The sequence below is a fragment of the Micromonospora orduensis genome (assembly GCF_006228125.1).
GTDB classification, from domain to species: Bacteria; Actinomycetota; Actinomycetes; order Mycobacteriales; family Micromonosporaceae; genus Micromonospora; species Micromonospora orduensis.
Map to the genome: position 1 here is coordinate 23,441 of NZ_VDFY01000162.1, position 25,426 is coordinate 48,866.

Consider the following 25,426-nt stretch of genomic DNA (forward strand, 5'->3'; position numbering starts at 1 on the left):
GCGCCTGATTGGGAGAGCCCTCGCGACAGTGCAGGACGTGAAATGCTCTCGTGGAAGTTCCTGTTCGAACATGATTGCCGGGCGCGAGCGGCCCACCCCTGATCCGTCGTTCACAGTCCGTACGACCACGCTCACCACGTGCCTCATTAGGGCTAGTCAAGTTCGGTCACGGCGTCGTACCGGTGCGTGTTTCGGGCATGGCGACGAACGTGGTCGCTCTCGCGCGGGATCGCGTACGACTCGATGACCGGAGACGGTAGCGAGATGGCCGCCTGGTACGTCGATGCGACGGCGGCCGGGACGCCGACCCGCACGATGGATCGCGATGCCGCAACAGAGACTGGCGGCGACGCGGCAGCGGGCTTATCCGGCGTTCATCGGCTGAAGACCTTCGCCGGAAGACACGGCCGGTCCGTCACCATCTTTCATGACGGCATCGCCGTGATTCGGTGGGCATTCGGTCGCCGTCGAGGTGCCCGCGTCGTGCGTGACACCCAGGCGCGCGGCACGGATCGAGGTGGACCACGCACACCAGGTCGCCGTGCGGTTCACGCCTGTCACCCGCACCTGCCGGCGCGGCCGGCGACGTCGGCACGTGCCGGCAATGCGGCGCGCGGCGCACAGCTGGCGGGTCTGGACGCCGAGCGGACCCACGGGTCGCCGGACGCGCTCCCGGTCGGCCGTCGCGCCGGCACGGCAGCGACAGCAAACCACCTGAGGTGCGCGAAGGTCACGCCTCATCGTCCACAGTGATCGGACCCCCGGCACGGCCACGACCCGTGCCTGGCCGACGCCGCCGCCCGGGGGGAGGACCTCAGCGCCGAACCGCCGGCCGCAACGACGAAGGTGTCGGCGATCAGCGGGCTGAGTAGACATTACCTGGAACCGCCGCTGGCCATGTGCCCCGTTTCACCGATCACCCGGCGGGGCCACCGACGCGTATACCCAGCGTCGATCGGCGGCGTACCCGCAGCTATGTCGACCATCCGGTCGTTACGCCGACCACTGCTTTGCGCGACCACGGCGTGGCGGGCCGCGACCGGAGAACGGTTCCCCGACCGCTCTCTCGTCCGCCCCGCAAACGCGCCGGATCAAACACCTGCCCGCCATCCGTAAGGTCATCAACCGTGGCCACACCTGACCCATCGTGAACTTTCCAGACGCGTTGACGACGTCCCGGAGCAGGTCCGCCCGCGACGTCACGCACACCGAACTCACCGCCACCCGCCTCCTTCGAAGAACACCATCAGCCGGTGATCAAATACCGACTGGTCGCATCGCGGCAGTGATGGGCGGACGACGTCCGGCCCCTGAGGAAAGAGGCCGTTCGATCCACCGTGGCCGCACCGCAGCGAAACGTCGCCCGAGGCGACCCGCGGGACGACGAAAGGAACGACCCCCGTTGCGCTCCTTGGGTCCCGCCGCCGACATGTTGCTCGTCACGATAACCGAACAATGGATTGGCCGGGTCAGCTCCGGATGCGCGCCACCTTCGAACGCGAAGCCACACTGACGCCAGCTTTCTCTTCGGCGCGAAGAGGACCAGAAATGCGCGCGACAGCAACGATGGCTGCCTATTGTCTATTGCGCTCGCCGGGAGGCCGCCGCACGCCGGCTAATCGGGCAAGTCAGCATACGTTCGAAGCCTCCGGACCTCGCCTGCCCTGCGATGACGCCGGAAACAGCTCCGCGCCGAACCGGGCGCCGATCGCTCGTCGAGTCAGGTCCAAGAAAATCTTGCCACCCCTCTGACCTGGACTTTTCCCGAGGATCAGGAGGTGGCGGCCTGCCGGAAGGCGATCACGGGGACTCGACGCAAGAACGCCACTCGATCTAGGATGGATGTAGAGAGAGTTCGATACGACCCGGGGGCCCAGAAAGGGAGGCGATCAGTGTAAAACGGACCATCCGGTCGCAATGTGCATCACCATACGTAGCCAACCAACCGAAGGAAAATTGTCAGGTTTAGCGCTGGAGCGCCGGCCAACCTTCGGTTTCCTGAACGACAGGAACTATTTGCGCAGAATAAATTGTTGGTGACCGGTCGCTTCCACGACAGCCGCCGGTTGCATGCAATATATGGTCTGAGGGGGAGGGCAGTAGCCATAATAAATTTCGACGTGCGTCCAAGCCGTAATCCAATGTCCGAAATGGACCGACGGGCGATACTCGCCGCACCGGTCTTCGGCAAGGTGTTCACCGATCACATGATCACCCTGCGATGGGACGCTGAGCAGGGGTGGCACGATGGGCGACTCGAGGCTTTCCAGGACATCGCCCTGCCGCCGTCGGCGTCCGTCTTCCACTACGGGCAGGAGATCTTCGAGGGCATGAAGGCGTACCGCCAGCCGGGCGGGTCGATCGCGCTCTTCCGTCCCGAGCGCAACGCCGCCCGGTTCAACGCCTCCGCCCGGCGACTGGCGATGCCGGAGCTCCCGGTGGAGACCTTCGTGCGCGCCGTCGAGCTGCTCGTCCAGCAGGAGCGACACTGGGTCCCCGGCGGTGACGGCACCAGCCTGTACCTTCGCCCGTTCATGATCGCGACCGAGCCCACGCTGGGGTTCACGCTCCCGTCGCGCAGCTACCTGTTCGGCGTCATCGCCTGCCCGGCATCCGCCTACTTCAGCACCCGCACCGGACCGCCGGCACTGACCGTGTGGCTGTCCGAGGAGTACGCCCGCGCCGCGCCCGGAGGGACCGGCGCCGCGAAGGCCGGCGGCAACTACGCCGCCGCCTTCCTCGCCCAGCGAGAGGCGGTGGAGCAGGGCTGCGACCAGGTGGTCTGGCTGGACGCGGTCGAGCACACCTGGGTCGAGGAGATGGGCGGGATGAACCTCTGCTTCGTCCAACAGTCGACCGACGGCGGATCCCCGACCCTCATGACGCCCGAGCTGACCGGCACGCTCCTGCCGGGGGTGACCCGGGACTCGCTGCTCCAGCTGGCCGGGCGGCTCGGCCTGGGCCGCAGCGAGGGGCGAATCAACGTCCAGCAGTGGCGCAAGCAGTGCGAGGCCGGCGTGATCACCGAGGTCTTCGCCTGCGGTACGGCGGCGGTCATCGCGCCGGTCGGGCACGTGCGCGGGGCGAACGACGAGTGGACGATCGGCGACGGTCGCCCTGGTCCGGTGACGCTGCGCCTCCGTGACGAGCTGCTCGGCATCCAGTACGGCCGCATCCCCGACGACCTGGGGTGGACGCGCATCGTCTGCTGACGGCGACGCACTCGACTGTCGGGCTCCGACGGAATGAGGCGACAGCCCGCGCGCGCGTGACGGCCCTGCCGTCACGTCCGCCGTTCCGGCGTGACCGAGGGGCACCCCGGAGCGCGCCGCGGCGACGCGACCTCCTCCGGCACCCGAGGCGCCGGTCCGGTACGCCATCGGTCCGGGCACCTCGACGTACGCCCACAGCGCCTTCACCACGACGGATCGAGCAGTTCGGCCAGGTGGGTGTTGCCGGCCGGGCCGCGGGTCGTCAATGGAATTGCAGAAAGGGCCACTGACCTTCCACGAAGACCTGGTTTCGGGGGTTTCCGAATGACATCACAGATGCCATGAAGCCGATCAGTTCCATACCGTCGGCCGAGGAGGCTCAACGCGAAGACGTGGCGCCGGGGATGGCGCGCCTACGGCTGGTGATCCTGGGCGTCCTGCTCGCGGTGCAGATCAGTGCGATCCTGGCCGTGCCCATGTCGCCGCGGCGGGTGGCCGTCAGCCTGGGCGCGGTCGCCATCCTGGCCGCCCTCCAGGCCCGTCACCTCGCGGTGACCGCAGCGGGCCCGCCGTGGCTGCGACTGGGCGTTCTGGCCGTCGAGGGTCTCGCCACCTACCTGCCGATGCTGGCCGCCGGGGCGGCATGGCCCGGAGCGGGGGGATTCCTCGCGGCATCGGTGCTGCTCGTGATATCCGGTCGCGCGGCATGGGTGCTGTTCGCCGCCGTCATCATGAGCGTGTTCGCGGCCGCGATGACGTCCGGGTCGGGGTTCTGGTTCGCCGAGAACATCACCATCGCCAGCCTGGCCGTCGGCCTGACCATGTTCGCCACGTGCCGCCTCACCCGCATGGTCCGGCACGTGCAGGGCATGCACACCGAGGCGATACAGCTCGCCGTGATCAGGGAACGGATGCGGTTCGCCCGCGACCTGCACGACCTGCTCGGCTACAGCCTGGCCGCGATCACGCTCCGGGCCGAGTTGGCCGGGCGGCTCATGAAGAGCGACCCGGCCACGGCGGGCGGCGAACTGCGGGACGTGGCCGCCATGGCACGGCAGGCCGTCGCCGAGGTACGGCAGGTGGCCGACGGCTACCGCAACATCTCGCTGGCCCGGGAGGTGGCGGCCGTGGCCTCGCTGTTCGCCAGCGCCAACGTGACGGCCCGGGTCGAGGTGAACTGCGCGGTCCTGCCGGACAAGGTCGACTCCGTGCTGGCCATGCTCCTGCGCGAACTGACCACGAACATCCTCCGGCACAGCAGCGCGCGGAACTGCTGGATCGCGGTCGACCAGACCGAGGAACACATCACGCTGTCCGTGGTCAACGACGGGGTGCCACGGACCGCGACCACCTACCGCGATGGCGGTGGGCTGGAGAATCTCGCCTTCCGCCTCCAGGCGGTCGGCGGCACGTTGAGCGCATCGGTACGGGACGACGGGCGGTTCCACGTGCTCGCGGAGATCCCCGTCAGAGCTGACGCGGTCGTCGGAGCCCGGTCACACCGGACCGAACGCACCCCGTCGTCCACCCGGCGTCCGCCGACGACGTCCATTGAGGGGAGTTGCGCATGTTGCGGATCCTGCTCGCCGAGGATGTCGCCATGGTCCGCGGGGCGCTGATCGCCCTCATCGAACTGGAGGAGGACCTGCGGGTCGTGGCGGCCGTCGACAACGGCACGGACATCGTCTCCACGGCGCTGAGCTGCCGACCCGACGTCGCGGTCCTCGACGTCGACCTTCCGGGCCTGGACGGCCTGTCGGCGGCGGCACAGCTCCGGACCACGCTGCCGTGCTGTCGTACCCTCATCCTCACGAACCTGGGACGGTCCGGAACGGTCAGCCGTGCGCTCGCCGCCCGGGTGTCCGGCTTCCTGCTCAAGGACTCCCCGCCGGAGGACCTGGCGAACGCGATCCGCGCCGTCGCCGGGGGCCGCCGGGTGATCGACCCACAGTTGGCCCTGTCCGCGTGGGACTGCGGCCAGAACCCGCTGTCCACCCGGGAGCACGAGGTGCTGCGGTTGACCGCCGGGGGCGCCGACCCCGGCGAGATCGCCTCGGCGCTGCACCTGTCGGTCGGGACCGTCCGCAACTACCTCACGACGGTCGTGACCAAGCTGCACGCCCGCAACCGCGTCGAAGCGGTCAAGTTGGCCTACGACTCGGGCTGGCTGCCATAGGTACGGGCGGCACGTCGCGACTGCGGGTGATCGGAGATTGCTGTTTGCGTGAGCAAGGTCCGAGATGGAGCGGCGTACCTCCGTCCCGCATCGTGATCACAGGTCAGTGGGCAGGACAGGCTGCGGCACAGCCGAGACCCGCAGGAACGACTCGGACGGAGGCGACCAGTGAGGAAGCAGTACTACGAGTACCGGCACGTCGTCGGCTTCGAGGAGACGAACCTCGTCGGCAATGTCTACGACGTCTACTACGAGCGTTGGCAGGGGCGGTGCCGGGAGATGTTCCTGCTCGAGCACGCTCCGGGAGTGCTCGACCAGTTGAGCGGCGACCTGGAGCTACGCCCGGTCGACTCCGAGTGCGAACACCTGGGCGAGGTTTCCGCCTTCGACGAGGTGTCGATCCGGATGCGGCTGGACGAGCTGACCCAGACCCAGATCGGCTTCGCCTTCGACGTCGTGCGGGTGCGCGACGGGGTGGAGGACCTGATCGCCCGGTGCCGTCAGCGGGTGGCGTGCGTACGTGACGTCAACGGCGCCAGCACCCCCGCGCAGGTACCGGCACAGCTCGCATCGGCGCTGAGCGTCTACGCGGTCGCCCCCGCCACCCAGGCCAGGGGCACCGGCACCGGAGGCCGGGCGTGAGTTCGGCCGGGCAGCGTGCACCCGCACCCCGTCCGCCACGGAAATCCGGGCTTCCCGCGCCCAGGTTCTCGCGATCCGACCACCTCGGGAGCTGACATGACGATCGCGAACGGCGCCGACCAGACGCCGAAGAATCCGGCGCGGCGGGCCGCGGGCGGCCGGCGGACGTACCCCGGGCCGCCGCCGTGGGCGACACCCGCACTGCTGCGCAAGCTGTGGGGTGACCGGCTGGGCCTGCTGTCCGACGCGGCGCGCGAGTACGGCGACGTGGTCCGGTTCGCCATGGGTCCCAAGACCCTCTACTTCTTCAACCACCCGGATCACGCCCGGCACGTGCTCGCCGACAACGCCGCCAACTACCACAAGGGACTGGGCCTGGCCGAAGCCCGACGGCGCATTCTCGGCGACGGCCTGCTCACCAGCGAGGGCGAGACGTGGCGCGGTCAGCGCCGGGTCATCTCTCCCGCCTTCCGCCGAGAGCGGATCGCCGGATTCACGGGTGTGGTGGCCGAAGCCGGCGCCCAGTTGACCCAGCGCCTGGAGGCGCGGTCCGGGAACGTCGTGGACGTGGCCGAGGAGATGACGGCGCTGACGATGGACGTGCTCGGCAGGACTCTCCTCGATGTCGATCTGAGCCCACTGAGCTTCCTGGGGTCCGCTTTTGAGGCCACCCAGGAGCAGGCGATGTTCGAGATGGTCACGCTGGGCGCGGTGCCGCTGTGGTTGCCGCTGCCGCGCCACCGCCGTTTCCGGGCGGCCAAACGGCAGATCGAGGACGCGGTACGGACGCTCGTCGCGTCCCGCGAGCGTGGCACGGGTACGGACGGGTCCGACCTCATGTCGGTGCTGCTCCGTGTCGCCGAGCGTGAGCAGGACACCGACGCCCGCTGGCGCGGGCTGCGGGACCAGATCATCACGATGCTCCTGGCCGGGCACGAGACCACGGCCAGCACGTTGTCCTGGGCCTGGTATCTGCTCAGCCGTCATCCCGAGGCGGCCGAGCGGCTGCGCGCCGAGGCGGTCGCGGTGCTCGGCGACCGCACACCCGAGTACGCCGACCTGACCAGACTGCCGTACACCACGATGGTCATCCAGGAGACGATGCGGCTCTACCCGGCGGTCTGGGGGTTGCCGAGAGTGGCCCTGGCCGCGGACGAGATCGGCGGATATCCGGTCCCCGCCGGCGCGGACATCATGATCAGCCCCTACACGCTGCACCGGCACCGCGACTTCTGGGACGAGCCGGACCAGTTCCGGCCGGAGCGGTTCGCCTCCGACGCCCCGGCCGTCGCGCACCGGTACGCCTACATCCCCTTCGGGGCTGGCCCACGGGTCTGTGTGGGAAGCCATCTCGGCATGCTCGAGGCCACCATCATCGCGGCGATGGTCGCGCGTCGCTTCCGGTTCGAGTTCGCGGGTCCGACCGATCCGGTGCCCGAGGCCATGCTGTCGCTGCGGATCCGCGGTGGCCTGCCGGTGCGGGTACGACCGGCCTGAGCGCCACGTCCCGACGGCCGCCGCGGTCCCGGCCCACCGGCCGGGGCACCCGGCGGACCGGTCTACGAGGCGAGCCAGACCGGCTCGGAGTCCAGGGCGCCGGCGAGGATCGCCTGGTGCAGCCGCTGCAACCGGGGGCCCGGCTCCACCCCCAGCTCGCTGCGCAGCACGGTACGGATCTGCCGGAACGCCTCCAGCGCGTTCCCGGCCCGCCCGCAGCGGTAGTACGCGGTCATCAGCAGGGCGTAGAGGTTCTCGTGCATCGGGTGCCGGGCCACCAGCATCGTCAACTCGCCCAGCAGGTCCGCGTGGCGGCCGAGGGCGATGTCGGCCTCGATCCGGCGTTCCAGCACGCCGAGCCTGTTCTCCTCCAGCGATGCCACCTCCGCACGGAGGATCCGCCCGGCCGGGACGTCCACCAGGGCCGGCCCGCGCCACAGGGCCAGCGCGCGACCCAGCAGTTCGGAGCTGGCCTTCGGGTCGCCGACGTCCACCGCGCGGCGACCCGCGCGTGCCAGGTTGTCGAACTCCGCGACGTCGGTCTCGCACAGCTGCCCGTCGAGCTGGTAGCCGGAGTGCCGGGTCTCCAGCAGCCGTCTCGCCCACTCGCGGTTCCGGGCGGCCGTGGTCAGCTTGGCTCTCAGCTGGAATATGTAGGTTTGCAGTGTGGTGGCGAAGCTGCGTGGCGGCCGGTCCCCCCAGAGCTCCTCGACGAGCGTCTGCGTGGTGACCACCCGCCCGGCGTTGAGCGCGAGCAGCACGAGGATCTGCCGCTGCTTGGGCGCGCTCGGCATCACCGGCTGGTGGTTCAGGTACGCGGACGCCGGGCCCAGCAGTCGGACGACGAGTTTTCCGTCTACATTGATCACTTCTCGGCTCCAAGGGCTCGTACCGGGTGACTTTCGGTTGCTCGATCTTGCCTCGAGCAGAACCCAAGCTTCCAGAGACATGGTCATGACCCGAAGGGTGAAGAACTCACCCCACAAACATGACACCGCAATGTACGAGAATCAATGGCCGACGCTGTGACGAAGTCGGACGACGGACAGCAACCGAGAGTAAGCACGCCCACATTTCCAGCGCCACGATGGAGGGTGACCCGTCGCTGTCACCCGGAAGGTGGATAGGTGCCAACTGTCTTCGGCTCGATGCGCAGGCTCATGCTGACCCCTCAGCTCGCCGACGTGACCTTCGCCAAACGGGGATTCCCGGCGCAGCCGTCCCCGGGCACCCAACACCTGGAGGCGGTGCCCCAGGCCGTGATCTGCGGATTCGAGTGGGGCATCGACGCCCGCGACCAGTGGGAGGTGGAGCGCCGGCTGGACCTCGTGAACGAGGATCTGCGCGGTTTCGCCTACGAGGGGGTGACGATGGCCTTCACCGTCCTCGACGCCATGGGACGCGGCCACCGGACCCGCGATCTGCTTCTCGGGCCGGGGCGCCCGCACATTTTTCTGGCGTACATCGGTATGGGTTTCGCGATGGCCAGACTGCCCCGGAAATTGTGGAGCAAGGCCGTTCCCGACCTCGCCGGCGATCCCTATTACCCGACGATGAGCTGGCTCGCGGTCGACGGCTACGGATTTGACCGGGCCTATTTCGAGAAACCGCGCTGGATCGATGCGCAGCAGGTGCCGAAGCCCTACCCGTGGGAGGGTTCACCGGACTATTTCCTGCGCGCCGTCGATCAGGGCGTGGGCCGGGCGTTGTGGTTCATCTGCGGCGGTCGCGCCCCCGATGTCGCCGCCGCGGTGCACCGTTTCGCCGAGCACCGTCAACCCGATCTGTGGAGCGGTGTGGGGCTGGCCGCGACCTTCGCCGGGGGAAGCGACGCCGACGGCCTGGGCGCGCTGCGGCGGGCCGCCGGTGACCAGTGGCCGCAGATGGCACTGGGCGTGGTGTTCGCGGTGAAGGCGCGTTCGTATTCCGGTCTGGTGCCGGACTACAGCGCCACCGCCTGCCAGATCCTGGCCGGCCTCACCGTGGACAAGGCGGTCGCGCTCGCCGACGCCACCGCGGTGCACTCCCCCGGCGCCGAGCCCGCCTACGAGTTGTGGCGTCAGCGGATCCGGGCGCACTTCGACGACGAGTGACCGGCGCCAGGACGAGTGCGACCGGTACCGGCTCACGGGACGAGCTGGTACCGGTCTCCGGTGGGACGGACTGCTACCCGGACGGGACGCGATAGGCCATCCGACCCCGGTCGATGACCACGGTCCCGTCCCCGGTGGCCGTCTGGAACGAGGCGCTGCCGTCGTCTCCGCGCCAGATCGAGACGACGAGGGAGTCGCCCGGAACGACGGGTGCGGTGAACCGGCCGGACATCGCGACGAAGTTCGCCGGGTCGGAGCCGCACAGCTCGTGCAGCAGCACCCGCCCGGTGAATCCGAAGGTGCACGGCCCATGCAGGATCGGTCGGCTGAACCCCCCTCGCGCGGCGAACCGGGGGTCGGCGTGCAGCGGGTTCCGGTCACCGGAGAGCCGGTAGATCAACGCCTGCTCCGGTCTGGTGCGTTCCACGACCGTGTGGTCCGGGGTCCGGTTCGGCGGCGACCACGGCATGGAGCTGCCGCGGTCACCGCCGAACCCGCCCTCGCCCCGGATGAACATGCCGGACCGGGTGGTGATGACCGGTTCGCCGGTGGCGGGGTCGACCGCGACGCTCTCGAACCGGACCAGCGCGTCGGCGCCCTTGTCGTACATCCCGGTGACGGTCGACGAGGTGATGACCGTGCCGCAGACCGGCAGCGGCCGATGAAGCTCGACGTACTGCTCGGCGAGGACGAGGTTGGCACGGTCGAAGTCACCGATGCTGCGCGCCGGTGGGATCTGCGCTATCACCAGGCCGTAGGTGGGCAGCACCTTCTGCTCGACACCCTCGCTGTTCTCGGTGGTGAACTCCAGCTCGCGCAACGGATCGCCGAGGCCGGCGCCGACGCCGAGGGCGTACAGCAGCGCGTCCTTCGAGGTCCAGGATCGCTCGCACGGTTCCCCGGGTACGCCGACGAGACTGTGCTCGAGCGACATCGTGACCTCCAGATGCTGACTCCGGTGCGGCGGCTACAGGCTGACGGCCAGGTCCTCGGGGGTGCGGCGGGGAGGTCCGTCGCAGTCCGCGTTGTAGGCGTCGAGGATCTGCTGCGCCCGGCGGGTCGCCTCGACGAACCGGGCGTGGGGTTCGGCGCCGGAGGTCAGGACGTCGTGCATGGCGCTGGTGATCTCGCCCATGATGCCGGCCTGACCACCGAGCAGGGGGCCGAGCGCCGCCGGCGACCCGTCCCCGGCCTCCAGCTGCTCGCCCGCGACGCGCAGGCGGGGATTGTCGCGGTACAGGCCCTTGCGGAGGATGTCGACCGCTGCCCGGGTGACCGGGATGCGATAGTGGCGCTTGGCCCACTCCGCGGCGTTGCTCGGCCGGTTCAGGTACTGCATGAACGCCAGCGCGCCGTCCTGCTTGGCCGGGCTGAGACCGGCGGCGAGCCAGAGCGCGAACCCACCCATCATGACGCCGGCCAACGGAACCTCGTCGTTGTGCGGCAGCGGCCCCACCGCCACGGTGAATCCGTGCCGGTCGCCCCTGTCCAGCAGGTGCGACGCGTCCACCGAGGAGCTGAGGAAGAGCCCGATCCGCTGCTCCTCGAACGCGGCGTAGCCGCCCGGGAAGTCCAGGAGCTCGCCCGTGTAGAGGTAGTGGCCGTCCCGGTGCAGGCCCTGCCACCACCGGACGTAGTTCATCATCTCGGTCGTGGCGAGGTCGACCTTCTCGGCCCGGCCGGAACGGCCGTTGTCGTGGTCCGCGATCAGCCCGCCCTGCTGGGCGACCGCCTGGAGGAAGACCCAGTAGAAGTTGGGCCAGGCGATGCCGTGCGTGGGCCCGTTGGGCAGTTTGGCGAGCGCCTGGCAGGCGGCCGTGACCTCGCGCCAGGTGCGCGGCGGCTCGGTCACGCCGGCCTTGGCCAGCAGGTCCATGTTGGCGTACAGCACGATCCCCGAGGCCGTACGGGGGATGGCCGTCAGCTCGCCGGCGTAGCGGAAGTAGTCGCGGGCCGCCGGCACCATGTCGTCGAGTATGACGGGCTCACCGAGGATCTCGGTCCGTCCGGCGATGGCGCGCTCGACGGGGGTGAACAGGGGGTTCCCGTCGTTCCCGAGCGTGTCCATGGCGCCGCGGGTGGCGGTGAAGTGGTACTCGGCGATGTCCGGCGCCTCGCCCCGTTCCGCCGCGCGGGCCACCTCGGCGGGCATCGTCCGGAAGTCGTAACTGTTGATCTCGACCTGGTACTCCGGGTGTGCCGCGTTGAACTCGTCAGCGGCGATGACGGCGATGTCCGCCTCGTTGGTGGCCCAGCGGGCCGGGTCCGTCAGCCAGACATTGATCTTGATCGGTCGTTCTTCGGCGACGTCACTCGAACGGTGTGCTGCTGTCATGTCAGCCTCCATCTTGCCGGCAAGGCGGGTCACGGGTAGGCGCGCATCTCCACCGTGTCAGCGATGCGCGCCGGGCCGCGCCTTCGGGTTTGCTCACCGGGGGCGGCGGTGGGGCAATCGGGAAGCTGACCGCCGCGCGGCACCGTGCTCTGATGGCTACTGCCGCGTCGACGCGCCGCGTGAGGAGGCAGGATGCCGCGCACGGTACAGACTCCGGATGGTCGGCTGCTGGCTGTCGAGGAGCGGGGTGACCCCGCCGGCTGGCCGATCCTGGTCCACCACGGCACGCCGAGTTCCCGCAGGGCGGCCTTCTACGGCCCGTGGGTACGCGACGCCACCGCGCGCGGGCTACGGCTGATCAGCTACGACAGGCCCGGCTATGGCGGGTCCACGCCCCTGCCCAGCCGCACCGCCGCCGACACCGCCGCCGATGTCCGCGCGATCTGCGCCGAGCTGGACATCGACCGCCTCGGCACGTGGGGCTTCTCCGGTGGTGGTCCGCACGTACTGGCGTGCGCCGCCCTGCTGCCCGACCTGGTGACCGCCGCCGTGGCGCTGGCCGGGATGGCGCCGTTCGAGGGCGAGGGCCTCGACTGGTTCGACGGCATGTACCGGGACGACGTCGAGGACACCCAGCTGTACCTCACCGACCCGGTCGCGGCCTGGAAGAAGATGAGCCAGGACCGGGACGAGTTCCTGCTCGCGTCGACGGGCGAGATGTCCGGTGCGGACGAGTCACCGTTAACCGGGGACGATGCGGTGGACACGCTGGGCCGATTCCACGAGTTCCACTCCTCGAGCCGGACCTTCGGGCTGACGCCGGGCATCCGGGGCTGGTGGGACGACAACGGTACGCAGTTGCGGCCGTGGGGATTCGACGTCGCCGACATCACCGTCCCCGTGCTGCTCATGTACGGCCGGCGGGACGTGTTCGTGCCGTCCGGCCACGGCGCATGGCTGGCCCGGCAGATCCCCGGCGTCGAGGCCCGGTGGTTCGACGAGGACGGGCACGGGACGCTGGCGCGAAAGCGCGTGCCCGAGGCGCAGGAGTGGCTGTCCGAGCGGCGATAGTGGTCGACGGCCGCCGCAGCTGCGCCGGGCGTCGGGGCTGCGGGGCCGTCGAGGCTGCGGGGCCGGCCCGGTGCCGGGCTCACACCGCTGGCACGGAGGTTCCGGTAAGCGCGGCGGCCACCTCGTCCAGGCTCGCCGAAATGGTGAACACGGCGCCGGGCCGGGCCGCCCCGACGGGCGCGGACGGCAGATCCGCGCCGGTCACCCACGCGACCACCGTCTCGTTTGGACCGACCAGACCGGCGGCGCTCGCTCGACACAGGCCCGCGACCGCGGCGGCTCCGGCCGGCTCGGTCGGGATCCGCGCCGCGTCGGACAGCAGCTCGACCGCGTCCAGGATCTCCGCGTCGCTGACCGTGACGAAGTCACCCCCGGCATGGCGGACCTCGTCGATGGCCCAGTCGCCGAGCATCGGCTCGGGCACCTCGATGCCGTCGGCCACCGTGCCCGGCCACCGGACGGGCGCCTGGGCGCCGTGCCACCGGGCGGCCAGCGGCGCGCAGTCCCGCGCCTGTACCGCGATGATCCGGGGAACCGCCGCCAGCACGCCGCACGCGACGAGTTCACGGAACCCCTTGGCAGCGCCGATCAGCGTCACCCCGTCGCCGACGGGCAGGACCACCGCGTCCGGCGCGCGTCTCCCGAGCTGCTCCCAGACCTCGAAGGAGGCCGTCTTCTTCGCCTCGATGGTCAGCGGGTTCAGCCCCGTACACCGGTCCAGCCAGCCGAAGTGGGCCGCGGCACGCCGGGACAGCTCGAACGCGGCGCGGTAGCCCTCGCGGACCCGGAAGACGTACGCCCCCATCGTCGTCATCAGCTCGACCTTCGCCGGCGCACAGTCCTCGGGTACGAAGATGACGACGGCGACACCGGCGGCCGCGCCGCCGATGGCGGTGGACAGGGCGGCGTTACCGGTCGACGCGGTGGACACCACACCGACGCCGAGCCGCAGCCCCTGGTCGATCACCAGGGCGGTCGCCCGGTCCTTGTTGGAGGCGCTGGGACCGGCGGTCTCGTCCTTGAGCCACAGCCCCGGCAGCCCCAGCCGTCGCCGCAGCCCCCGCGCGGGGCGCAGCGGAGTGCCGCCCACCGGCAGCGGATACCGGGTGGGCACGTCGGGCCGGGGCAGCAGGCCCTGATAGCGCCACATGCCGGCCCCGGAGTCGGGGCCGGGCAGGAGCGACTGGTCGTAGTCATAGGTGTACGTCTCGTGCCCGTGCGCGACGGACTCCAGCCGTGCCTCACCCACCGGTGCCTCCCCGCACGTCAGTTCTCGAAGAAGTCCGTCACCGAGACGGCGCGCGCATCGTTCTTCGCGCTGTCCAGGACGATGGCGCCGATCGCGATGTCGAGAACGCCGAGACCGAACGGCGAGAACACGACCGGCTCGTGCGGCTTCAGCTCGCACCTGCCGACCAGGACGTCGGCGAGGGTGCCCGTGACGAACCCGCGTCCGCCGGACAGCTGCTCGGCCAGGTGCGGGGAGGTCTGGGCGCGCAGGCAGTGGTCCACGTCGTCGACGATGTTCTGCGCGGCGAGCAGCGTCTGCGGGTGGATGTCGCGCAGGGAGACGTTCAGGACGGTCTGTCCCGGCGCGAAGCGCAGGGCCTCGGGCAGGTAGGGCGTTCCCGCGGTCGTGGCGAAGACGACCACGTCGCAGGCGAGCGCGGCGTCCAGATCCACGACATCGCCCGACCCGGGCCAGTGCCTCTCCACGTCGCCGACGAACCGCTGCGCCCGCTCGGGCACGAGATCGTGGCACACGAACCGGGTCACCGGCAGCTCCGTGTGCCTGAGGAACTCGGCGATGGTGCGTGCGATCACGCCCGTACCGACGAAGCCGAGACTGACCGGCCCGCCCTGCGGTCGAAGGGCCCGCGCCGCCAGGGCCGCCGACGCGGCGGTACGCACGGCGCTGATGTGGGCCGCCTCGAGGCAGGCCACGGGCCGGCCGGTCCGGTCGTCGTTGAGCAGGAGCACGGCTGACGCCCTGGGCATACCGAGGTCGTGGTTGCCCGGGAAACTGCTGATCCACTTGAGCCCGGGTATCCCGACCTCGCCGCCCAGGTACGCCGGCAGGGCGATGATGCGGTTCGCCGGCTGGTCCGGGAAGCGCAGGAAGTGGCTGGACGGGTTGACGGTCTCGCCCCGGTCGTGGGCGAGGTACGCCTTCTCGACCGCCGTCATGACGGCGTCGCGGGCGCCGTCGAGCGCGTCGACGGCGACCGCGTGCGGCACGATCTGAAACATTCGGACTCCTCACCACCGCGCCAGGACCGAGTCGATGCCCGGGAAGTGCTCAGCCACCCACTTCTCCGAGTAGATGGTGTCGACGTACCGCTCGCCGGTGTCCGGCGAGATGGCCACCACCGGTTCGCCGTTGCGGAACGTCGGCGCCAGGCGGCGCACCGCGGCGAGCACCGTACCGGTGGACCCGCCGACCAGCAGGCCGTACCGGCGCGCCACGATGTGGCACGCCGAGACCGTCTCCACCTCGGGTACGACCACCCGCTCGTAGTCGCCCCGGTCGACGAGCAGCTCGGGTCGGAGGCTCGCGCCCAGGCCGGGGATGAGGCGAGGGGCGCCCTGATCCGCGAAGAGGATCGATCCCTCGGAGTCGACGGCGATGATCCGGGTGGCCGGGCGGTTCTCGCGGAAGAACTCCAGGCAGCCCATGAGCGTGCCGGAGGTGCTCACCCCGACGAGCACCGCTCCGACATCGGGCAGCTCTTCGAGAATGCTGCGCGCGGTGTGCCGGTAGTGGGCGGAACTGTTGGCCCGATTGGCGTACTGGTTGGGCCAGAACAGTTTGCGGTCCTGCTTGAGCTGGGACCGGATGTAGTCGATCCGGGTCTGCAGAAAGCCGCCGTTGGCATCCCGGTCGGTGACGACCACCACCGTGGTGCCCTGCGCCCGCATCGTGCGGATGGCGGCCGCGTTGGTGTTGGGATCGGCGACGATCGTGAGACTGATCCCCCGGTTGACGCACACGGTTCCGAGTGCGATACCGAGGTTCCCGGAGGACGATTCGATCAGCCGGTCGCCCGGTCCGATGCCGGATCTGCTGATCAGATCCTCGATCAGCGCGACTGCGGTCTTCAGTTTGATGGACCCGGCGGGATTCAGACCCTCCAACTTCAGGCTCAGGTCGACCCCGGGCACGAACCCGGCCAGGTCGAGAAAGATGTCGTCGGTGACAATGTCGTACGCGGCGTCAAAGATCATCGGGCCTCGCTACGCCAGTGGTGCGTGGTCGGCATCGGCCGGTGGGCCGGCTCGGTATCCGCCGGGCACTCAGCCATCCTGGGAGTGGACAAGGCTTGCCGGACGCATGTCCGTCCAGTGCTTCTCGATGTACTCGAGGCAGGCGGAGCGCGAGTCGTCGTCGTGGACGACGACCCAGCCGTCGGGACAGGCGACAGCGGCGGGCCACAGCGAGTACTGGGCTTCGTCGTTCACCAGAACGTGATATCGAGCGTCGGCGTCTTCGAACGGGTTGGACACGAGCACTCCTCGTTTCGTCGTTGATCACTTTCGCTCGACTGGCGGGCCGGCCGTCTGCATCGATCGTCCGCGTCGCAGGCGGACCGGGCATCTTGCCCGTTGCCGACGCCCTCATCGACGGGATCCGCTGTTCGAGGCGTCGACCAGCACGTCGATCCGACCGGCCAGGTCCTTGAGTACCGGGGTGTCGACGAGCACCCGGACGTTGAACTCCACGTTCCAGGTGCGGCGGGCCGACAGCACCAGCCTGGTCGCGAGCATCGAGTCGCCACCGAGGTCGAAGAAGTTGTCGCCGCGGCCTACCGCGTCGACGCCCAGGACCTCCGCCCACATGCGGGCCAGGGCGAGTTCGGTGTCGGTGAGCGGGTCGGCCTGCGCGTTTCGCTCCCGCACTCCCCCGTCGGCGGGCACGGGCCGCGCGACGCCGTGCAGGAACTCGAGCACGGCCGCGCGCGCCTGGTCGTTGGCCGCCAGCTCCGGCCGCTCGCAGGGGACGCGTACGGTCCGCAGGTCGGTCGCGCCCAGCCAGCCGGCGTCGGCCGGATGGCCCTGCGAGATCACCTGGAGGACCGGGCCACGCGGAGGCGGCTGCTCGTCGTGGTGGGCCGACACGAGGAAGGTGAGCCACTCGACGTACACGCCCACCACGTTCTCCACCGGGCCGCTGACGTCGGCGTCGCCGAACCCGAAGGCGGCCAGTGCCAGCCTCGCCCGCAGGCGCAGATCCTCCCCGATCCGCCGCACCAGGGTCTCGGGGGTGGCGAGCAGCCGCTCGATGTCGAGCAGCGGGGGTCGTTCGACATTCGGCGCCCGACCCTCGACCTGCCGCACGACCTCGTGGTATTCGTGCAGGATCTCCGACGGCGGGGTCTGCTGCGGGTCGAGCAGCACGATGGGTACCGGACCGGCGGGCCCGGCCAGGAGCGCGGCCATCGCGACCGCCAGGGGCGCGGTCGCGCAGTACGCGACAAGGGCGACCGGGCGGTCCGGCCCCAGCCGCGCGAAGAGCTCGCGGGCGTACGCCGGAGTCGTGAGCACGGTCGGCATCGGCGAGGTCAGGACCTCCTGGCACTCGAATCCGGACCGGTCGAGGTGCAATTCGCTGATGTGCGCCTCGGGCCGCCGGCCCGGGTAGTCGAGGATGAGCAGCAGTGGATTGTCGGACACGGTCTCATCGCTCCCCTGCGTCGGCGGCTACCGCTGTGGTGCGGTTTCCCGGAGCCAGCAGCCGCGCGATGGCGGCACGATCGGCCTTGCCGCTCGACGTCCGCGGCAGGGACGGCAGCACCGAGATGGACGGTGGGACCGAGTACCAGGGAAGTTCCTCGCGGAGCGCGGTGAGCGCGGCGGGCGCGTCGAACTCCGCGTCGCCCGTGACGGTGACGGCGGCGCGCAGTTGGCGGGAGCCGGCGCCCAGGCTCACCGGAACGCAGATGGCCTCCACCACCCCGGGCTGCCTCCCCAGGCATGCCTCGACCTCGAGCGGGTTGACCCGGTACCCACGGATCTTCACCTCGTCGTCGGTACGGCCGAGGAAGTGCAGCATCCCGTTCTCCACGCTCGCCAGGTCGCCGGTGCGAAAGGCCCTGGTGTGTCCGTGCGCGGTCGGCGGGATCCGCACGTACCGCTGCGCGTTCAACGTCGGCTGGTTGAGGTAGCCCAGTGCCAGGGGCGAGCCGGCGACGAGGAGTTCACCGACGTTCGGGTCACCGGACTCGGCGATGTCCAGCAGGACCTCGCAGCCCGGCAGTGGCAGGCCGATCGGCGCCAGCGCGGGCCACGAGCTGCTCGGTCCGGTCAGCGTGTGCACGGACACGGTGTGCGACTCGCTCTGCCCGTAGTGGTTGTTGAGCACGCACCCGGGTAGCCGGTCGAAGAAGTCCCTGATCGCCGGCGTGCAGACCAACTGCTCGCCCGCGGTATTGATCTCGCGGAGGGCGAGGTTCGTCAGCGAGTCGAACGCCGTCGCCGCCGTCGCCAGCATGTGCAGCGCGACGCAGGGCAGGAACAGCCGTTCGATCCGCTCGCGGGCGAGCCAGTCCAGCAGCTCGATCGGGTCCTGCCGCAGCTCCTCGGGCATGATGATCAGGGGTCCGCCGCCGCCGAGCGTGCTGAGCGTCTCCTGGAACCAGATGTCGAAGTTCAGCGGTGCGAACTGCGCCGTCCGCAGGTCCTCGCGGACCGAGTGGTGCCGCTGCCAGGACGCCATGTTGTCGATGCAGCTGTGCGGCAGGGCCACCCCCTTGGGGTTCCCAGTCGACCCGGAGGTGTAGATGACGTAGACGGGAGTCTCCGGAGCGCAGCGGACGAACCTCAGGTCGGCCCCGGCCAGCGGGTCCACCTCGCTCCACGGCGGGATCGTGATCCGGCGCGGCGCCGGCAGCTCCGGGTCGGGTCCCGTGTGCAGCAGGACCTTGGCTCCGCTCTCGGCGAGCATGTAGGCCAGGCGCCTGCGCGGGAAGGTGCTGTCCAGCGGCAGGTAGGTGGCGCCCGCGCCGACGACGGCCCAGGCCGCGGCGACGATCGCCGCGGAACGGCGTCCGGTGACGGCGACCGTGTCGCCCGCGCCGACACCGGCGTCTCGAAGCAGCTCGCTGATCCGGGCGATCCAGGCGGCCAGCTCGCGGTAGGTCAACTGGTGTTCCGAGTCGGCGACGGCGAGCGCCGCCGGCCGGAGGTCGAGCGAACGCTCGAACGAGTCGAGCACGCAGGACGGGTCGGCCGTCCCACCCCAGAGTCCGGTTTCGGTGATCATCGCGAGGTGCCTCCCTCGAACGCGCTCACGATCTGCCCCGCACGCCGTACGCCCTCGACGAGTTCGTGCACCGCGCGGTCCACGTCGGACTGGGCGCGCTCGAAGCGTTCGGGTGAGGTGAGGTAGCCGTTGTAGAACGTCGCGCCCTCGCAGAGCAGACCGAAGGCCCAGATCCGGGCGGCGGAGGTGCCGTCCTGCGCGACGGGATGGCCCAGCGCGTCCACGTCGATCGACGCCACGACCGGGCTGTCGGGCCGGAACCGCCGGAGCACACCCCGTCTGGCCATCGCCCCGACCACTGTCGTGTCGTCGTGCGGGGAGCTGAGGCGGTCGGTGTAGCCCTGGTAGAGCCAGTCCGCGTGGACCGTGTGGCGGACCGGGAACGCCGTCGAGGACAGGGCCCAGGAACGGCTGTCGTCATCCCAGCCCACCAGGGGATTCGGCCCCAGGGACATCGACACCACACCACATCGCAGCAGGGTCAGGATGTTGGCCGACCGCTCCTCCTCCGGACCGATCACCAGGCGGTTGATCGTCTCCGCGTGGTAGCGGTAGAACCGGTCCAGCGAGGCGTCCGTCAGTCCCCCGAACTCGATCGCGTACCGGATGGTGTCGCGGACCTCGCGACACATCTCGGTCGCCGCCTTGAACGGGCTCCCCTCGAATCCCCGGGCCGCGTGCGCGATGTCGGCGGCCATCCACGACTCCAGCGACCGCTGGTACGCCTCGCCGTCGGCCGGCGGCGGGGAGTCCTCGGCGCTCGGCGTCACGGTCCCGTGGTACGCCAGCTCGGGGTCGAACTCGTCCGGCCCGGGCAGGTCGTCGAGCGCGTGCAGGCGCCCGGCGGCAACCGCGGCACGCGCACGGAGGAGGAACGCCTCGGCGTCCTCGGTGCCGGTCTGCTGGAGGATCGTCGCCCGGCGGTACGCCACCCGCAGTTCGAGCATGAGCAGCGGCAGGACATCCCTGTCGAAGTCCAGTTGCGGCGTTGCGGCCCGCAGCCGGTCGATCGCCGAGCGCGTGAACGCGACGGGCTCGTACGCCACGACCGACGACGGCGCGGGCCGCGCGCGGTACGGCAGGCCGGACCGGGAGAACACGACGATCCGCGGCTCACGGCCGCTCGGCACATACCGCTCCGGTGTGACCGTCCGGTCGAATCTGCCGCCCCGCCCCACGGTCAACGCGAGGACCGCGTCCGTGGCCGTCAGACCGAGGCCCGCGATGGCGACGGTCTCCGACGGCTGGACGGACGCGAGCTGCCCGGGCAGCGGGTAGGGCGTGCCGATCAGCCGACCGGCCGGGACACCCCGGTCGTCACGCGGCCGGGAGGGGCGCTGGCCGACCGTCACGAAGACGTAGTCGGCCTCGATGTGGTCGCCGTTGTCGAGGGACAGGATCGACGTGTCGCCCTTCTGCCGCAGATCCGCGGCGGTGGACACATGACCGATCAGGCGTACGTTCTCCGGGGCGTTGTCCCGCAGGCGCCTGTAGAACCACAGCAGATACTCCCCGAAGACCCGTCGGGGCAGATTGTCGTTCGGCCGCACCGGACGCCCCTCCGTGCCCACCGTGAAGCCGTCGTGCGCCACCCGCAGCCCTCGTTCACGCGCCCAGTCGAAGAGGGTCGGCCCACTCATCGCGGGCGCCTGGGAGACGGACCTGGGGGACGGGAACATCGAGACGTACGCACAGGCGTGATTGAGCAGCAGGTAGTCCGGCTGGTGGATGTCGTACTGCTGCGGCTGGGCGGGGTTGGGGTCGACCAGGTGCAGGTCGAACGTCAACTCCTCGTCGACGAGGGCCGCGTGACTGATGAGACGCTCCAGAACACCGAGCCCTCGGACACCGACGCCCACGATCGCAACAGTGACCGATTTTCTCCGTTGGTCCGGCGCGTAATGCTCATCCATCGCAGACCCTCCAAGTAAGCGGCAATGGGCCGACGACCGCACCGCATCGGCGGCCGCCACTGACAATTCCAGTCCCGTACGATCTGTCACACCTTCGCGATTGCCGCCGTCAGCGCTGCTGGTCGGCCATCGCGCGGCGATCACACCCGCAGGTCAGCGGCTATCCGTCCGAGCACCGCCGGGGAGTTCTCGAAGATCGCGAAATGGTCACCGTCGAGCACGAGTTGCGCGTACCGGTCGCTGGTCTCCTGCTCCCAGCCGGCGACCTGTTCCGGTGCCGCGAAATGGTCACGCGTGCTGGCGAAGGCCGTGATGGGGACCGGCAGACGCGGTTCGGGGTGGTAGCTGTAGATCTCGTTGACGTGGAAGTCGGCGACGAGCAGCGGCTGGATCAGCTCCAGCATCACCGGCTCCGCCAGGACCTCCTCGGGCGTTCCACCCAGCCGGCGCAGCACCACCGCCAGCTCGTCCGCCGGCAGCCCGGCCAGCTCGGTCCTGATCATCGGGATGCTCGGCGCACGCCGGCCGGCCACGAAGAGGTGGACCGGCAGGGGTCCGTCCAGACGGCGGATCTCACGGACGACCTCGAAGGCGCAGAGCGCCCCGGTGCTGTGGCCGAAGATGGCGTACGGCTGTCGTACCGTCCTGAGCACCTCCGGCGCGAGCTGCCGGGCGATCTCCACGGCCGAGGTCAGGGGCTGTTCGGAGCGTCGCGTCTCCCGGCCTGGCGGTTGGACGGGGCAGGCCGCGATCGTCGCGGGCAGGTCGCGGCCCCACGCCCGGTAGACCGCCGCACCGGCGCCGGCATGTGGCAGGCACAGCAGGCGGACCGCCGCGTCCTCGCCGGTCCCGAACGGGAACCACTGGTTTCTGGGCCGCACCCGTCCGGCGCTGCGCCCCGCCCCGCTACGCACGACCGTGCCCGGCGGCATCGGAGAGCCGGCCGAGAGGCTCGTCGGGCGCGGCGACGCCGTGCGCCAGCAGCGACAGGAATCGGCTGGACACCTCCGCCACGGTGGCCGGGTCGAAGGTCTCGGCCTCGTAGTTCCACTCGCCCGCGTACCCGCCGTCCCGGCCGGCCACCAGGTTGAGCTGCAGCGCGAACTTGGCGTACCGCTCCGGAAGGCGGATGACCTCCGCGGTGACGTCGGGCAGCGAGAACGGCTCCCACCTCATGTCGTCGACGACGATTGCCACATCGCACGGCGGCGGCGCGTCGGGAGCGGTACCCACGCGCGCCATCTGGACGATCGCCGAGTACGGAACGCCGCGATGCTGCATGGCGCCCAGGATCTCCGCCTTGGCGCCCCTGGCGAGTGCCCGGAACGACATGTCCGCCGTGACGGCCAGTCGCATCGGCAGCAGGCTGATGAGGACGCCGATCATGTCGTCGACCTCGGCTGTCCCGCGCAGCGACACCGGCGTCCCGAAGATCACCTCATCCGACTCGCCGTACTGCCACAGCAGCGCGGCCATCGCCGCCGCGAAGACGCCGAACGGTGTGGTCCGCAGTGTCCGGCTCGCGTCGCGTACCGCCTGGCCGAGTTCGGGGCCGATGTCGAAGGCGTGCCGTCCGGCTGTCGCGTTCCGACGACGGGCGTACTCCGGCCACCAGGCCGGAAGCGTGCCCGAGAGTGCCCCGTCGTCGTCCGTCGCCGCCTCGGATCCCGGCCAGGTCGGCGGGATGGTGCACGACCGGGGCGCGTCCCGCACCCGCTCGCGCCAGTAGTCGAGGTTCGTCGGGTCCAGCCCCACGGCCCGCTGGGTGACGGCGAGTTCGCCGGCCTGCACCGGCAGCGGCTCCAGACCGGGCTCCTGGCCGCGTACCCTGGCGATGTAGAAGTGCTTGAGCTCCCGCTGGAAGATGTTCAGCGACCAGTCGTCGATGACGGCGTGATGGAGCTGCACCACCAGGACGACCTCGTCCGGGGACACGCGGACCAGCCACGAGCGCATGGGCGACTCGCCCAGGTTGAGCGGTTTGCCGACGATCCGGCCCAGCTCGTCGTCGAGCGCCGCAGGCGGGCAGGAGAGCTTCTCCAGGCGTACCGGATCCGGGCCGGTGACCAGCTGCACCGGCTCCTCGTTCCACTCGGTCAGCCGGGTGCGGAGCACCTCGTGACGAGCGACGATCTGACTGAGCGCCCATTCGAGCGCGTCGACGTCGAGTCGCCCGCTGATCCGGCACACCCAGGCTTCCACGTGCCGGGACGATCCGTCCCACACGGCGTCGTCGACCCACAGCCCCTGCTGCTCGTAGCTCATCGGGTAGATCCGCGAGCGCGTGCCCGCGGCGGGGTTCGCGTCCAGTTCACCGCTCATCGGTGCGCCCCGCCCGGACTCGGGTGGCGGGCCGCGAGATCCGGGCGATCTCGTGCAGCGCCGCGCGGTCGACCTTGCCGTTGGCGGTCACCGGATACTGCGTCAGACCGCGAATGGTCTGCGGCACCAGGTACGCGGGCAACAGCCGACGCAGTTGATCGTGCACCCGCAGGGGATCGTCCGATGGACCGGACGGATCGGCGTCCGATCTCGGGACCAGGTACACAAGCGCCAGCCGGACCGGGACACCGTCGCTGTCGGTCACCGCGAAGGCGATGCAGTTGCGGACGCCCGGCAGCGAGCCCGCCACCGACTCGATCTCGGCGAGTTCGATCCGCTGCCCGCTGATCTTGATCTGGCGATCGCGCCGGCCCCGGTAGTGCAGGACGCCGTCGTCGTCCCACACCCCCACGTCGCCGGTCCGGTAGATCCGATCCGGGACCCCGTCGATGTCGACGGTCGGGAACTTCTCGCGGGTCAACTCCGGCTGCGCCAGGTAGCCGTTCGCCAGGCCCTGACCAGCGATGCAGATCTCGCCCTCCCGACCGGGCTCGCAGCACGTGTCGCGTTCGTCGAGCAGCACCACGCCGGTACCCCGTACCGGCGTGCCGACCGGCACTCCCCCGGGCACGTCGCAGTCCGCCGGCACCAGCCGCCGCAGCGTGGTGATCATGCAGCTCTCGGCCGGTCCGTAGGCATTCCAGAGCGGCAGGTCGGGATGGTGGGTCAGGAAGCCGCGCATGTGCTCCGGCGACGCCTTCTCACCACCGGTGTAGACGTGGGCAAGGCCGTCGAAGCAGTCCGGCGCCTCGTCGACGAACAGGTTGAACACCGACGTGGTGATCCATAGTGTGTCGACGCCGTGCCTCGACACGACCTGCCGCAGCGTGTTCGGCAGCAGGTAGCTCTCCGCGACCAGCACCACGGTGCCGCCCGTCGTGAGCTGCCCCCACAGCTCGAACGCGTACATGTCCCAGGGCAGCGCCGCTACCTGCGGCGTCGCGTGGCCGGGACCGAAGCCGTCGAGGCCCTCGGGGCCGAAGAGCCGCGTCACCGCCTGGTGCGGCGACAGCACGCCCTTGGGGACGCCCGTCGTGCCGGACGTGAAGAAGACCGTCGCGGGCGAGTCCGGTGGCACCGACGCCGGGTCGAACGCCCGGGCGCGCCACGCCGCGTCGTCGATGCCGCCATCCGAGGGCTGGTACCTGTCGAACCGACCGTCCCACTGGTCGTCCGCGGTGACGATCACCGCCGGCGCGATGAGATCGATGATGAGTCTCTGGCGCTCCGCCGGCCAGTTCGGGTCGAGATTCGTGTAGGCCGCGCCGGTCTTGAGTACGGCCAGTTCCAGCGCCACCATCTCCGGCGAGCGGTCCAGCAGGATCGGTACGACCTGCCCCGGCCCGACACCGCGGTCGGCCAGGTCGGCGGCGTAGGTGTTCGCGGCCGTGTCGAGCGTGCGGTAACTGATCGCGCGGTCGTGCCAGACCAGTGCGGGCGCATCGGGGTCGCGCGTCGCGTGCGCGGCGACGGCGTCGTGGATCAGCGGCTGGGAACTGCTCGGAGCGCTCATGCCTCGGCCGCCAGCACGGACTCGGACCGCACCCGGAGGGCGAAATCCGCGACCACGTCGTTGATGAACAGCCAGGCCGGCTCCGCCCGCCAGCCGCGCTCCTGTGCGAGGCGAGCGCAGATCTTGATGGCCGCGAGTGAGGTGCCACCGAAATCATAGAAACTGTCGGTACGACCGACCCGGTCGACAGCCAGTACGTCAGCGATGATGCGCGCGATCGACTGCTCCACTTCACCATCCGGCTCTATAAAGGCACTGTCAACGAACTGTTCCCTGGATTCACTCATCGAGATCCTCTGGTCGAGTCCACGATTGTCGATTGACGGTGGTGTC

The 25,426-nt window shown here is 70.2% G+C and carries 21 protein-coding genes; 7 read left to right on the forward strand and 14 right to left on the reverse strand.

What is annotated here, in order from left to right:
* Positions 1 to 2,105: 2,105 nt before the first annotated feature.
* The 5 genes from FHG89_RS16190 to FHG89_RS16210 all read left to right on the forward strand — a co-directional run bounded on the left by FHG89_RS16190 (position 2,106) and on the right by FHG89_RS16210 (position 7,527).
* Positions 2,106 to 3,212 carry a branched-chain amino acid aminotransferase gene (locus FHG89_RS16190; RefSeq protein WP_280116073.1) on the forward strand — a complete coding sequence of 369 codons (1,107 nt, stop codon included), beginning with the start codon at positions 2,106 to 2,108 and terminating at the stop codon, positions 3,210 to 3,212.
* Positions 3,213 to 3,553: 341 nt separating this feature from the next.
* Entirely contained in the window at positions 3,554 to 4,831 is a 1,278-nt protein-coding gene (locus FHG89_RS16195) for a sensor histidine kinase (protein ID WP_139585219.1), read from the forward strand.
* Positions 4,780 to 5,388, forward strand: a complete 609-nt coding sequence (locus FHG89_RS16200) for a response regulator transcription factor (protein ID WP_139585220.1) — start codon at positions 4,780 to 4,782, stop codon at positions 5,386 to 5,388. The genes FHG89_RS16195 and FHG89_RS16200 overlap by 52 nt, the downstream gene beginning before the upstream one ends.
* A gap of 168 nt (positions 5,389 to 5,556) precedes the next feature.
* Complete coding sequence (locus FHG89_RS16205; protein ID WP_139585221.1) at positions 5,557 to 6,030, forward strand: acyl-CoA thioesterase; 474 nt, start codon at positions 5,557 to 5,559, stop codon at positions 6,028 to 6,030.
* Between the two features lie 96 nt (positions 6,031 to 6,126).
* Complete coding sequence (locus FHG89_RS16210; RefSeq protein ID WP_139585222.1) at positions 6,127 to 7,527, forward strand: cytochrome P450; 1,401 nt, start codon at positions 6,127 to 6,129, stop codon at positions 7,525 to 7,527.
* 62 nt (positions 7,528 to 7,589) lie between these two features.
* On the opposite strand, the gene FHG89_RS16215 is transcribed toward FHG89_RS16210, so the two are convergent.
* A complete protein-coding gene (locus tag FHG89_RS16215) occupies positions 7,590 to 8,396 on the reverse strand; it encodes an AfsR/SARP family transcriptional regulator (protein ID WP_244295506.1) in 807 nt (268 codons plus the stop codon).
* Between the two features lie 258 nt (positions 8,397 to 8,654).
* Between FHG89_RS16215 and FHG89_RS16220 the strand changes: the two genes are divergently transcribed.
* A complete protein-coding gene (locus FHG89_RS16220) occupies positions 8,655 to 9,620 on the forward strand; it encodes a DUF1702 family protein (RefSeq protein WP_139585223.1) in 966 nt (321 codons plus the stop codon).
* A 73-nt stretch (positions 9,621 to 9,693) separates the two neighbouring features.
* Here the strand turns inward: FHG89_RS16220 and FHG89_RS16225 are convergent, their stop codons facing one another.
* On the reverse strand, positions 9,694 to 10,554 hold the full coding sequence (locus tag FHG89_RS16225) for a MaoC/PaaZ C-terminal domain-containing protein (protein ID WP_139585224.1): 861 nt from the start codon (positions 10,552 to 10,554) through the stop codon (positions 9,694 to 9,696).
* 33 nt (positions 10,555 to 10,587) lie between these two features.
* Entirely contained in the window at positions 10,588 to 11,955 is a 1,368-nt protein-coding gene (locus FHG89_RS16230) for an extracellular solute-binding protein (RefSeq protein WP_167517442.1), read from the reverse strand.
* Positions 11,956 to 12,147: 192 nt separating this feature from the next.
* Between FHG89_RS16230 and FHG89_RS16235 the strand changes: the two genes are divergently transcribed.
* Positions 12,148 to 13,026 (forward strand): alpha/beta fold hydrolase, encoded by an 879-nt coding sequence (locus FHG89_RS16235; RefSeq protein ID WP_139585226.1) that lies wholly within the window; start codon positions 12,148 to 12,150, stop codon positions 13,024 to 13,026.
* Positions 13,027 to 13,105: 79 nt separating this feature from the next.
* Here FHG89_RS16235 and FHG89_RS16240 read toward each other — a convergent pair whose 3' ends face one another.
* From FHG89_RS16240 to FHG89_RS16290, 11 genes are all read right to left on the reverse strand, one after another.
* Entirely contained in the window at positions 13,106 to 14,275 is a 1,170-nt protein-coding gene (locus FHG89_RS16240) for a threonine synthase (RefSeq protein WP_139585227.1), read from the reverse strand.
* Between the two features lie 17 nt (positions 14,276 to 14,292).
* Entirely contained in the window at positions 14,293 to 15,276 is a 984-nt protein-coding gene (sbnB, locus tag FHG89_RS16245; protein ID WP_139585228.1) for a 2,3-diaminopropionate biosynthesis protein SbnB, read from the reverse strand.
* Between the two features lie 9 nt (positions 15,277 to 15,285).
* Positions 15,286 to 16,251, reverse strand: coding sequence for a 2,3-diaminopropionate biosynthesis protein SbnA (gene sbnA / locus FHG89_RS16250; RefSeq protein ID WP_139585229.1), 966 nt, complete (start codon positions 16,249 to 16,251; stop codon positions 15,286 to 15,288).
* A 69-nt stretch (positions 16,252 to 16,320) separates the two neighbouring features.
* Positions 16,321 to 16,530: an MbtH family protein gene (locus FHG89_RS16255; RefSeq protein ID WP_139585230.1), complete on the reverse strand. Its 210-nt coding sequence runs from the start codon at positions 16,528 to 16,530 to the stop codon at positions 16,321 to 16,323.
* Positions 16,531 to 16,641: 111 nt separating this feature from the next.
* Complete coding sequence (locus tag FHG89_RS34460; RefSeq protein WP_139585231.1) at positions 16,642 to 17,697, reverse strand: phosphopantetheine-binding protein; 1,056 nt, start codon at positions 17,695 to 17,697, stop codon at positions 16,642 to 16,644.
* Positions 17,698 to 17,701: 4 nt separating this feature from the next.
* Positions 17,702 to 19,285 carry an AMP-binding protein gene (locus FHG89_RS16265; protein ID WP_139585232.1) on the reverse strand — a complete coding sequence of 528 codons (1,584 nt, stop codon included), beginning with the start codon at positions 19,283 to 19,285 and terminating at the stop codon, positions 17,702 to 17,704.
* The gene (locus FHG89_RS16270) at positions 19,282 to 21,144 is read right to left on the reverse strand and encodes an FAD/NAD(P)-binding protein (protein WP_167517443.1); all 1,863 of its coding nucleotides are present in this window, start codon (positions 21,142 to 21,144) and stop codon (positions 19,282 to 19,284) included. The genes FHG89_RS16265 and FHG89_RS16270 overlap by 4 nt, the downstream gene beginning before the upstream one ends.
* A 194-nt stretch (positions 21,145 to 21,338) precedes the next feature.
* Complete coding sequence (locus tag FHG89_RS16275; protein WP_167517444.1) at positions 21,339 to 22,079, reverse strand: thioesterase II family protein; 741 nt, start codon at positions 22,077 to 22,079, stop codon at positions 21,339 to 21,341.
* A 25-nt stretch (positions 22,080 to 22,104) separates the two neighbouring features.
* A complete protein-coding gene (locus tag FHG89_RS16280) occupies positions 22,105 to 23,520 on the reverse strand; it encodes a condensation domain-containing protein (RefSeq protein ID WP_139585235.1) in 1,416 nt (471 codons plus the stop codon).
* Complete coding sequence (locus FHG89_RS16285) at positions 23,510 to 25,093, reverse strand: amino acid adenylation domain-containing protein (protein WP_139585236.1); 1,584 nt, start codon at positions 25,091 to 25,093, stop codon at positions 23,510 to 23,512. Before FHG89_RS16285 ends, FHG89_RS16280 begins: the two co-directional genes overlap by 11 nt.
* Positions 25,090 to 25,380, reverse strand: a complete 291-nt coding sequence (locus FHG89_RS16290) for a phosphopantetheine-binding protein (RefSeq protein WP_139585237.1) — start codon at positions 25,378 to 25,380, stop codon at positions 25,090 to 25,092. The genes FHG89_RS16285 and FHG89_RS16290 overlap by 4 nt, the downstream gene beginning before the upstream one ends.
* Positions 25,381 to 25,426: the final 46 nt, after the last annotated feature.

Bases quoted from the DNA above. Each gene is read 5' to 3' on its own strand.
- FHG89_RS16230 (WP_167517442.1), bottom strand. From the start codon at position 11,955: ATGACAGCAGCACACCGTTCGAGTGACGTCGCCGAAGAACGACCGATC.
- FHG89_RS16285 (WP_139585236.1), bottom strand. From the start codon at position 25,093: ATGAGCGCTCCGAGCAGTTCCCAGCCGCTGATCCACGACGCCGTCGCC.
- FHG89_RS16210 (WP_139585222.1), top strand. From the start codon at position 6,127: ATGACGATCGCGAACGGCGCCGACCAGACGCCGAAGAATCCGGCGCGG.
- FHG89_RS16195 (WP_139585219.1), top strand. From the start codon at position 3,554: ATGAAGCCGATCAGTTCCATACCGTCGGCCGAGGAGGCTCAACGCGAA.
- FHG89_RS16290 (WP_139585237.1), bottom strand. From the start codon at position 25,380: ATGAGTGAATCCAGGGAACAGTTCGTTGACAGTGCCTTTATAGAGCCG.
- sbnB (WP_139585228.1), bottom strand. From the start codon at position 15,276: ATGTTTCAGATCGTGCCGCACGCGGTCGCCGTCGACGCGCTCGACGGC.
- sbnA (WP_139585229.1), bottom strand. From the start codon at position 16,251: ATGATCTTTGACGCCGCGTACGACATTGTCACCGACGACATCTTTCTC.
- FHG89_RS16280 (WP_139585235.1), bottom strand. From the start codon at position 23,520: ATGAGCGGTGAACTGGACGCGAACCCCGCCGCGGGCACGCGCTCGCGG.
- FHG89_RS16235 (WP_139585226.1), top strand. From the start codon at position 12,148: ATGCCGCGCACGGTACAGACTCCGGATGGTCGGCTGCTGGCTGTCGAG.
- FHG89_RS16200 (WP_139585220.1), top strand. From the start codon at position 4,780: ATGTTGCGGATCCTGCTCGCCGAGGATGTCGCCATGGTCCGCGGGGCG.
- FHG89_RS16265 (WP_139585232.1), bottom strand. From the start codon at position 19,285: ATGATCACCGAAACCGGACTCTGGGGTGGGACGGCCGACCCGTCCTGC.
- FHG89_RS16225 (WP_139585224.1), bottom strand. From the start codon at position 10,554: ATGTCGCTCGAGCACAGTCTCGTCGGCGTACCCGGGGAACCGTGCGAG.